Here is a 10,352-nt window from a genome sequence, read left to right as displayed (position 1 = left end):
AAGTGAATAAAACTCTTGGGGAAATTCAAAAAGAATTTAAAATGATGCTTAAAAAAAGCTTTTAGGTTGTCGTTGGTAAGAATATCTTTAAGTGTAATAGTAGTCATAATAGTTATTATACCAAAAACCCCCAAGATGGGGGCTGGGGGTTGAAGAAGCGTTAGCTTTTTTTTATTCAGCCTATATAATTATGGCTCCAAATCTTTTCATTTCGTTAATGGCTTCCTCTGAATCGGCAGGAGATAAGTTTACTCCCCTGCATCCTGCTGTAATTAAATTAACTTTGTATCCTAATTTTAGTGCATCTAAAACTGTGAATTTAACACAATAATCGGTAGCTAATCCCATTACATAGAGGGTGTCTATATCATTTTTCTTTAATAGAGTATTTAATTTTGTAGGCTCTCCATTGGCATCAAAAAATCCGCTGTAGGAATCATATTTTGGATTACTCCCCTTGTAAATTTTATTTTTTACAGGTTTTAAATCCTTATGTAACTCCGATCCATGGGTATTTTCTATACAGTGATCCGGCCACCAGATCTGAGGTATGCCGTTTAACTCTCCCATTTCCCCGATATTTCCACCGGAATTAGAGGCAAAACTCCCGTGGTTGGCAGGATGCCAATCCATAGTTGCTACCACCAGATGACCATCTTTGTTAAACTCATCTATTAATTTATTTATAAGGGGGAAAATATCGCGAGCTCCCTTTACTTCCAGTGCCCCACCCTTGCAAAAATCATTTTGAACATCTACAACTAATAGTGCTTTTTTCATATATCCTCCCCCTCTAAGATTATTTGTTAACTCAGTTGGATATTACAATAATAATGGAACGATGTAAAGGGTAATTAATAATATATAATAAGAAGGTAATTACCTCCGTATAAATCTTAAAAATCTGTTTTATTGTCTATCAGCCATCCACTGATCCAAAGTATCAAAGTGGTAATAAATGCTATTGCGACAATAGACATTCCTGCACTTATAGAAGATATTTCCTTGAAATTATCCCAGAAAATAAGGTTAAAAATTTTAGAAAATATAAATATGATAATAATGCTACTAATTATAATAGTAGTGGCTATAAGTGGTTTTAATTTTAATTTTAAAAAATAAGTATTAATAATAATAATATTTAAAAAGATCACAACCAAAAGATTACTTAATGTTGCAATTACTAAAGAAAATTTCCAAAGGTCATTAAGGCTATATTGTAGACTCTTGACAAGACTTATTGTATTTCTTGGTGAAATGGAATAAATGTTTACAAATAATAAAATAGAAGTAATTAAAAATAAACTTAACCCTAAAATAAAATAAGCCAAAAATTTTGAAGAAATAATTTTAAAACCACTATTGAAAGTCATAGGGACCACATTACGATCAGTAGAAGTAAGGTCTTTAAAAAAGCTATAAATGGATAAACAATAAAATACAATATAAATACCGAAGTTCATAGGAAGTAATATTACAATTACTATCATGAAATCACTTCGCCTATTACCTATATCCGCCATAAGAAATAGAAAGGCTAGATATATTTCTAATAATAAAAGCAAAATTCCTAAGATCATAATTTTTTTTTTCCATTTTAATATCTCAAATTTTATCAAATTAAACATTATATACCTCCCAATAAAGTGACTCTAAAGATTTTTTCATCTAAGTATAACTTTAGATCTTTTAGGATCTCATGTACTTCTTTCATTATGAATCCTCCTAAAGTATAAATATTAAAAATCTGTTTTATTGTCTATTAGCCATCCACTGATCCAAAGCATCAAGGTAGTGATGCAAACTATCGCAACAATAGATATTCCCATATTTGTGGAGGAGATCTCATTGAGGTTATCCCAGAAAATAAGGTTAAAAATTTTAGATAAAATAGACATAACAATAATAACGATAAGTGTTTTAAATTTTAATTTAGATAAAAAAGTTTTGGTAATGATGATGCTTAAAAATACCAGTGCAAAGAAACTTCCTATTGAAACAAAACTTAAGAGGAAAATTTTAACTGCACTTATAAAAGCTCCATTTTGCAGAGATTCAGTAACACGAAATTTGATTCTTGGATCTACATAGATAGCATTTACTACATACCATAAAAAAGTTGAACAAAATAGAAATGTTCCTAAAATAATAGTTGTTAAAAATTTAGAGGAGATTATTGTGAATCCGCTATAGGGAGTCATAAAAACAAGGCTTCTATCGGTAGAATTGATATCTTTTGAAAAATTAAGTAGTGATGAAAATATAAATACAGTATAGCTAATAAAAACCAGTAAAAATCCTTTACCCATAATATTAATATCTATTGCTGATGGAATAGAAGTTTCATAAATAATAAATGCCTGCATTACTAAAAATAAAACCCCTAAAATTGAGAACATTTTTTTTCGCTTTAACATCTCAAACTTGATTAAATTAAACATTATATACCTCCCAATAAAGAGATTCTAAAGATTTATTTTCAGTATCTCTTAGTTCTTCTAAGTTGATATCCTTGATAAGTGATCCTTCATTTAGAAATAAGACTTGTTCTAAGATTAACTCCATCTCGTTTAGAGCATGGGAAGAGATCAGAATAGTACTGTCTTTCGTGGTCATGCTTATAATTGTATTTTTAATAAGATCTTTTGAGATAACATCTATTCCATTCAATGGTTCATCAAACATGTAAAATTCTACATTCCTTGCAAGACAGAGGGTAACCTTTAACCTCATTCTCATTCCTGTTGAAAATGTTTCTATTTTTTCATCCAGAGATAATTTCATATTTTCGAGGATCTGGTGTGCTTTCTCCAAAGAAAAATCTTCAAAGGTATCGTTATAAAAATTTAAAACCTGTAAAACTGTGAGGCTGGACATAAAAACATCCTCTGTAGGCATAAAAGCAATGTTTTTTCTGGTTTTGAATGAAATTTTATCGTTATTAATAGATAGATTTCCCTTAGTCGCTTTAACCAATCCATAGATAGTTTTCATTAAAGTAGTCTTCCCGCTTCCATTTGGACCGATCAATCCATAGACCATGCCTTTTTTAAATGAATATGAAAAATTATTTAAGGCTCTTTTTTTAAAATAACCCTTGGTTAAGTTGCTTATAATTAGGTTTTCCATTACTCCTCCTCGATCTCTTTTAACATCTTTATTGCTTCCTCTGGTGAGATATTAAGATTACTCATGTCGCGAATAAATTTAACGACTATATCATTGGCCATATTATTTTTTATATTCTGTAAAATATTTTCATCTTCTACAACAAATGTTCCCATCCCTCTTTTTGTAAAGACGATATTTTCTGATTCTAACTCTCTATATACCCTAGAGACTGTATTGGGGTTAACTTTGAGTTTTACTGCCAGCTCCCGTGTAGACATTAATTTCCCCCCGGGTTCTATTACCTTTAGGGATATATCTTGTTTTAATTTATCCATTATCTGTAAATAAATAGGGATATTTTTCTTAAATTCCATATCTCCTCCTCTCATTTTTAACTAGTGACCTAGTTAGATAGTACACTAGTTTTGATGGGGCGTCAAATAATTTATAAAATATGATATAATAAGTTATAGAAATTTTGTACCAATAAAAAGAAAAAACGAGTCAGGGTGGATATATGAATAAATTAATCTAAAGAAATAGAACGCGGATGCAAGGGCATCCAGGAAAAAGATGAGAATGACACAGAAATTGGTGGAGAAAAAATAAAAAAGAGGTGAAACATTATGACTAAGGATGAATTTTTAAAATCAATAGGAACGACGGAAGAAAAATTAAAGATGGAAAAGAAAGAAGTTGTAAAATTTGATGACGGCGATCCTGAATGTTTGGGGTGGGAAGTAAGGTATATAGACGAGAAGCAGTCTATAGAAATAGCCTTAGGGTGCAAATGCAGCACAAGTAACAGTTTACACGATAAGTTATAAATATTGAAGCCTCCGGCAATTGCCGGGGGCTTTTTGAATTGACACAAGATAACAAAATTTATTTGTTAAATTGAGGTATAATAGGATAGTGATAATCCATAAGAATTACGATTTGCGTCAAAAAAATGTATTGAAAAAGGAGAAGAACTTATGATATTAGGGCTGACAGGCGGGATAGCCAGCGGAAAGAGCACAGTTAGTAAAAGATTAAAAGAACTGGGAAGTTATATAATAGATGCAGATAAGATTTCAAGGGAAGTTTCCGACTCTTTGAAAGTACTAAAAAAGTTAGAACAAAATTTTGGTCCCGAGATAATAGACAATGGGCATTTAGACCGGCAAAAACTAAGGGAGATAGTTTTTGAGAATAAGGAAAAAAGAGAACTTTTAAATGAGATAATGCACCCTGTTATAGTGAAAAAAATCATAGAAGAGATAGAAAAAAACAGGGAAAAAGAGCTGATAATACTGGATATTCCCCTTTTATATGAAACAGGGCTGGAGTATCTCTGTGACAAGGTATTGGTAGTGTGTACAGATGAGGAGATTCAAATAGAAAGGGTAAAAGTCAGGGATGGGATAGAATGGAAATTAGCTAAAAAGATAATTGATGCACAGATGCCATTGAGGAAAAAGATAAATAAAGCGGATATATATATTGAAAACAATGGAAATTTAGAGGAATTACTAAAAAAAGTTGAACTAATATATAGGGAGATAACAAAATAAAAAAATATTAAAGCAGAAGGAGCTTTTAAATAAAAGCCCCTACTTTGAGTTCAAAGTTAAAATATGTTATAATAACTAGTTGAAACACCCTCAGGGTGTTACTTTCTATATAAAAAACGGAGGAGAAGATTATGAAAAAAGAGGTTGTAAGAGGCTTAGCTACTTGGTTTGGGCTGGGAGATTTACCTAAAGCTCCGGGAACGATGGGAACACTGGGTGCGATACCATTATTTTTTATGTTGAATTCATTTAGACTGGTAATAGCTGATGCTAGATTATATAACTCATTTTATTTTATATTTTTAACGGGATTTTTTGCCCTGTCAATATATGTATCGGATAGATGTGAAAGGGAGATATTTAAGGAAAAAGACCCGCAAAAGGTAGTAATAGATGAGGTACTGGGATTTATGGTAACTATGTTTTTAGTCAATCCGGTGGGATATAAAGAAACTGTAGTAGCTGTTATCTTAGGATTTTTACTGTTTAGATTCTTTGATATAACCAAGTTAGGTCCGATAGATAAGTCACAGCATTATGGATATGGAGTAGGAGTAGTGTTGGATGATTTCTTAGCAGGAGTTGCGGCAAATTTCTTATTGATAATGTTGATGACAATAATTTTCTAGGGGAGATAATATGGATGCAACGATTATATTGGTCGGGACAGAACTCCTGAACGGGATGACTGTGGATACAAACAGTATATATATGGCAGAGGAACTGAATAAATACGGGATAGAGATAAGACATAAATTGGTGGTAGGTGACAATATAGGAGATATTGTAGAAGCCATAGAATATGGAAATTCAAAATCAGATTTAGTCATATTAAGCGGCGGATTAGGTCCCACCATGGATGATCTGACAAAATCAGCCATCTCTGAATTTTTAAAGGTAGAATTGGTAGTGGATAGGGATGATTATATGGATTTAAAGAAAAAGTATGATTCCCATAACCTTGTGCTGGAAGATAAAAACCTCAGGGAAGCTGAGAAACCATATGGAAGTCAGACGATTATTAATGATGTGGGAATGTGTAAAGGAATATATATAGATAAAATAGCAGCATTTCCCGGAGTACCCAGGGAACTCTATAATTTATTTCCTAAGTTTTTAAAATTACTGATATCCCAGGGGAAACTGGAAAAAAATATCTATATAAAAGATATATTAGTCTGGGGAATCCCTGAATCGGTGTTAGAAACTAAAGTCATTCATTTATTTGATTTAAAGGGAATTCATTATGAGTTCTTGGTGAAAGATTATGGTATAATAATAAGACTGCAGACAATAAGCACTAATAAACTTAGTGTGGATAAAATAACATCAGGTTTATATAAGATAATAGGTGAAAATGTAATAGGTGAAGACGAGGAGAGGCTAGAAACCACAATCTACAAATATTTAAAGGAAAAAAAGTATGATATATCTCTTGCAGAGTCTTGTACCGGAGGGTTGATAGCCTCTAAATTTATAGAAGTTGACGGAATATCCAGTGTATTTAAAGAGGGAATAGTGTGCTATAGTAATGAATCCAAACAAGATAGATTGGGAGTGAAGAAGGAAACTCTAGATGCTCATGGAGCTGTGTCCTACGAAACCTGTGAGGAGATGTTAGACGGATTAGATACAGACGTAAAGATAGCTGTAACGGGGATAGCGGGGCCAAATGGCGGAACTGAAGAAAAACCAGTGGGGACCGTATATATCGGAGTAGCTGCAGGAGATAAAAAATACATAAAAAAATATCTCTTTAATGGAAATAGGGAAAAAATAAGAAGAATTACCATGATGAGAGCAATGTTTGAAGTACTTAAAATTTTAAAGGGGTGAGGTAAGATGGCACTAGGAGAAAAGATAAAAAAATGTAGAAAGGATAAGGGGTATTCTTTGAGACTGCTGGCTTCTAAAGTAGACTTATCAGCTAGTTTTTTATCTCAAATAGAGCAAGGTAAGGCATCTCCATCTATTGAAAACTTAAAGAAGATTGCCAATGAATTGGATGTAAGGGTAAGTTCGCTGATAGAGGAAGAGGATGAAAAAAAAGATACAGATGTAGTAAGAAAAAGCGAAAGAAATAAGGTGGAAAGTATAGATTCTAAAACAATGATCTCTCTATTGACTACTTCCAATATAGAAAAACATATGGAGCCGATATTGTATGAAATTGAGCCTGGAGGAGAGAGCGGAAGAGATTACTATACTCATAATGGGGAAGAGTTTATATTTGTCCTTGAAGGAGAGTTAGAAGTACAAATTGAAAGTAAGAACTATATATTAAATGAGGGAGATAGTTTATATTTTAAATCTACTCAAAAACATAAATTTAGAAATCCTGGAGACAGTCTGGTAAGGGCAATATGGGTAGTTACTCCTCCAACATTTTAAGGCGGTGAAAAATGAAACCAAATTTAAAGGAAATAAAGATAATAATTTTAGATGTAGACGGTACCATGACCGATGGAAAGATCACATATGATAACAATGGAATAGAGACAAAGTCATTTGATGTAAAAGATGGGATGGCTATAGCTCAGGCTATAAAATACGGAATAAAAGTAGCTATAATAACTGGGAGAAGTTCTAAAATAGTAGAATATAGAGGTTCAGAATTGGGAATTTCAGACATATATCAAGGGGTAGAAAATAAAATTGCTACCCTGGATAAATTGCTCGAAAAATATGAATATACCTATGAAAATGTGGCCTATATGGGAGACGATATCAATGATATCCCCGCTATGATGAGAGCAGGTTATGTGGGAATAACAGCAGATGCTGTATCAGATATAGAAGAATTTTCACATTTTAAAAGCAGATATAATGGCGGATATGGTGCTGTAAGGGAATTTATAGAGACCATATTAAAAGCCAATGGGATCTGGAGCAAGATTATAGAAAGCTACAAGAGTAAAAAGTAAAAAGAAGGAGTAAAATTATGAAGATAGAACACTTGAATGTTACGAGGTTAATTAAGTTATTTATAGCAGGTAGTAGATGGATGTCTAAATATGCAGATATATTAAATGACTTAAATGTATACCCTGTACCAGATGGAGATACAGGAACAAATATGTCTATGACTATGCAGGCTGTAGAAAATGAATTGGTAAAATTAAACCATGAACCTACAATGCATGAATTTTGTGAATTATTATCGGAAGCAATATTATTAGGAGCCAGGGGGAATTCTGGTACGATTTTATCTCAAATTATCCAAGGTTTTTTAAATGGATTTGAAGATAAGGAAGAACTGGATATAGATGATATTACAAGATCTTTTGAACAGGCTTCTAAACTGGCTTATAAAGCTGTAAGCAACCCTGTAGAGGGAACTATGCTTACTGTAATCAGAGTTATAGCTGAAAAAGCTAAGGAATATCATGGACCAAAGGATAACTTTATTCCATACCTTTCATATGTAAAGGAAGCGGCTCACCAAGCTGTAGAGGAAACTCCCAATCAATTATTGAAATTGAAGGAAGCAGGAGTTGTAGATGCAGGTGGAATGGGTGTTTTCTATCTTATTGAAGGATTTGAAAAATCAATAACCGATCCTGAAATGTTAAAAGACCTGGAAAGAATAGTGAAAAGCCAAGCCCATAGAAGGGAAAGGCTGGAAGCTACCAATGTTGATATTAATATTAAGTTTAAATATTGTACTGAATTTATTGTTCAGGCAGGGAAGTTTAACATAGAAGATTTAAAAAAAGAGATAAAGGAACTGGGAGACTCCATGGTGGTAGCTCAAAGTTCCACTAAAACTAAAACACACATCCATACAAATAATCCCGGGGCTGTATTGGAGATAGCTATGAAATACGGTGGATTAGACAATATTAAGATAGATAACATGGAGTTACAGCATAGAAGTTTACACCTGGCAGAGGAAGATTTACTGGATCAAAACTCGGCTCATGTGATGATTCAAAATGAAAATACAGAAAAAAAAGCTTATTTTGCCATAGCTGATACCTACGAGATGGGAGAATTATTCATCAAATCTGGAGCTACCTGTGTACTTATTGGCGGGCAGGGACAGAATCCGAGTGTAGCAGATATGGAAATGGCAATAGCTAAGATCGATGCAGAGGAAATAGTGCTGCTGCCAAATAATAAGAATATTATTTCAGCTGCAAAAATAGTAGCTGAAAGAGCAGCTAAAAATGTAGAAGTTTATGAGACTAAAACTATGTTAGAAGGGAACTTTTATGTAGAGAATAAGTCAGAAAATTTAGAACAGGTAGTGAAAGATGCCAGAAGGAATAAATCCATTGAGATTACAAAAGCTGTAAGAAATACAAAGGTTGGAGATCTAATGATTACCGAGGGAAACTACATAGCTTTGGTGAATGGAAAGATCATGTATGAAAATGAAAGTATAAGGGATCTGATATCCGACCTGTATGAGGAAAATATAGATGAGAATACTTTAAATATATTTGCAGTATTAGGAAACGAAAGTACAGATGAAGGAAATCGGGCTATAGTAAATACTAGAGGTATAAAACATGAGGAATATATAGGAAAACAGGAAAATTATCATTACTATATATATATAGTGAATAAAGATCCAAATCAGCCTGAGATAGCAATAATCACAGACTCTACTTCGGATCTGACACCAACACTCATCGGCGATCTGTCGGTGAATGTTATTCCTCTAAAGATAAAATTTGATGGAAATAAATATTATAAAGATGGGGTGGATATATCTAAAACAGATTTTTGGCATAAGATCATAACTGAGGGAGTTATACCGAAAACTTCTCAGCCGTCTCCAGCAGAATTCAAGAATTTATATCAAAGATTACTGAAAAGAGGATATAAAAAGATAATCACAATTTTGATCTCCAGTAAATTAAGTGGGACACAGCAGGCTGCCAAGGTGGCCCGTGGAATGTTACCGGAAGAAAAAGATATAGCCATAGTTGACTCTAAAAACGTATGGCTGGGATCTGGACACCTGGTTTTAGAAGCAGCTAGGATGGCTAAAGCAGGGGAATCTTTTGAGACGATCATAGAGAATGTAGAAGAGATGAGGGATAAAGGTAAGATCTACTTTGTTGTGGATGAATTGAAATATCTTGAAAGAGGTGGAAGGATAGGTAAGGCATCTGCTAAAATTGGCGGGGTGCTGAATATAAAACCTATATTAAAAGTCGAAGATGGTGAAGTCCACAATGAGAAAAAAGTTGTTGGAGACAAGGGAGCCATGAGATATATGGAGAAATTACTTAGGCAGGAAGCTAAGAATGGGTCTATAGTATTATATACTGGCTGGGGCGGAACTAAACATCAGTCTGAAAATGCAGACGAACTCAGAAAATCCGTAGAAAAATACAGCAGTGTAGATTATCAATCAAGATGTGAAGTCGGATCGACTATAGGTTCTCATTCAGGACCGCTATACGGAATGGCTATATTTCCAAAAATAAAATAAAAACTGAAAAAAACTAGCATTTTTGCTAGTTTTTTTATTATCTAGGAAATTATAAATTTGAATATTTGTAAAAAAGAAGAAGTTTAGTTGGATGATAAAGAATTTTTAGAGAAAAAATTACTTTTAGGAAATAAATGAATAAAAAAATGTATATAAAAAGGGGCTTAGAAAATAAGCTTCTTCGAAAATATTAAGTTGTAAAAATTTAAGAATAATACAAATCTCCATATTTTTTATGA

At 32.8% G+C, this 10,352-nt stretch carries 12 protein-coding genes; 7 read left to right on the top strand and 5 right to left on the bottom strand.

Annotated features, from left to right (window positions below; genetic code table 11):
• Positions 1–180 precede the first annotated feature (180 nt).
• The 5 genes from pncA to DYH56_RS15290 all read right to left on the bottom strand — a co-directional run bounded on the left by pncA (position 181) and on the right by DYH56_RS15290 (position 3,485).
• Entirely contained in the window at positions 181–780 is a 600-nt protein-coding gene (gene pncA, locus DYH56_RS15310) for a bifunctional nicotinamidase/pyrazinamidase (RefSeq protein WP_114643733.1), read from the bottom strand.
• Between the two features lie 116 nt (positions 781–896).
• The gene (locus DYH56_RS15305; protein ID WP_114643732.1) at positions 897–1,628 is read right to left on the bottom strand and encodes a hypothetical protein; all 732 of its coding nucleotides are present in this window, start codon (positions 1,626–1,628) and stop codon (positions 897–899) included.
• A 111-nt stretch (positions 1,629–1,739) separates the two neighbouring features.
• Entirely contained in the window at positions 1,740–2,441 is a 702-nt protein-coding gene (locus tag DYH56_RS15300; RefSeq protein ID WP_114643731.1) for a hypothetical protein, read from the bottom strand.
• Complete coding sequence (locus tag DYH56_RS15295; protein ID WP_114643730.1) at positions 2,434–3,129, bottom strand: ABC transporter ATP-binding protein; 696 nt, start codon at positions 3,127–3,129, stop codon at positions 2,434–2,436. Before DYH56_RS15295 ends, DYH56_RS15300 begins: the two co-directional genes overlap by 8 nt.
• Complete coding sequence (locus DYH56_RS15290) at positions 3,129–3,485, bottom strand: GntR family transcriptional regulator (RefSeq protein WP_114643729.1); 357 nt, start codon at positions 3,483–3,485, stop codon at positions 3,129–3,131. The genes DYH56_RS15295 and DYH56_RS15290 overlap by 1 nt, the downstream gene beginning before the upstream one ends.
• 252 nt (positions 3,486–3,737) lie before the next feature.
• Here DYH56_RS15290 and DYH56_RS15285 point away from each other — a divergent pair, with 252 nt between their 5' ends.
• From DYH56_RS15285 to DYH56_RS15255, 7 genes are all read left to right on the top strand, one after another.
• Entirely contained in the window at positions 3,738–3,938 is a 201-nt protein-coding gene (locus DYH56_RS15285; RefSeq protein ID WP_114643728.1) for a hypothetical protein, read from the top strand.
• A 150-nt stretch (positions 3,939–4,088) separates the two neighbouring features.
• The gene (coaE, locus tag DYH56_RS15280; RefSeq protein ID WP_114643727.1) at positions 4,089–4,667 is read left to right on the top strand and encodes a dephospho-CoA kinase; all 579 of its coding nucleotides are present in this window, start codon (positions 4,089–4,091) and stop codon (positions 4,665–4,667) included.
• 131 nt (positions 4,668–4,798) lie between these two features.
• The gene (locus DYH56_RS15275) at positions 4,799–5,296 is read left to right on the top strand and encodes a phosphatidylglycerophosphatase A family protein (protein WP_114643726.1); all 498 of its coding nucleotides are present in this window, start codon (positions 4,799–4,801) and stop codon (positions 5,294–5,296) included.
• 10 nt (positions 5,297–5,306) lie between these two features.
• Positions 5,307–6,503 (top strand): CinA family nicotinamide mononucleotide deamidase-related protein, encoded by a 1,197-nt coding sequence (locus tag DYH56_RS15270; RefSeq protein WP_114643725.1) that lies wholly within the window; start codon positions 5,307–5,309, stop codon positions 6,501–6,503.
• Positions 6,504–6,509: 6 nt separating this feature from the next.
• Positions 6,510–7,058, top strand: coding sequence for a cupin domain-containing protein (locus DYH56_RS15265; RefSeq protein WP_114643724.1), 549 nt, complete (start codon positions 6,510–6,512; stop codon positions 7,056–7,058).
• An 11-nt stretch (positions 7,059–7,069) separates the two neighbouring features.
• Positions 7,070–7,591 (top strand): KdsC family phosphatase, encoded by a 522-nt coding sequence (locus DYH56_RS15260; RefSeq protein WP_114643723.1) that lies wholly within the window; start codon positions 7,070–7,072, stop codon positions 7,589–7,591.
• 17 nt (positions 7,592–7,608) lie between these two features.
• On the top strand, positions 7,609–10,113 hold the full coding sequence (locus DYH56_RS15255) for a DegV family EDD domain-containing protein (RefSeq protein ID WP_114643722.1): 2,505 nt from the start codon (positions 7,609–7,611) through the stop codon (positions 10,111–10,113).
• Positions 10,114–10,352: the final 239 nt, after the last annotated feature.

Origin of the sequence: Psychrilyobacter piezotolerans (assembly GCF_003391055.1) — a bacterium.
Lineage (GTDB): Bacteria > Fusobacteriota > Fusobacteriia > Fusobacteriales > Fusobacteriaceae > Psychrilyobacter > Psychrilyobacter piezotolerans.
The sequence above is the reverse complement of the archived record's forward strand: the minus strand, read 5'-3'. Positions and strand labels throughout refer to the sequence as shown.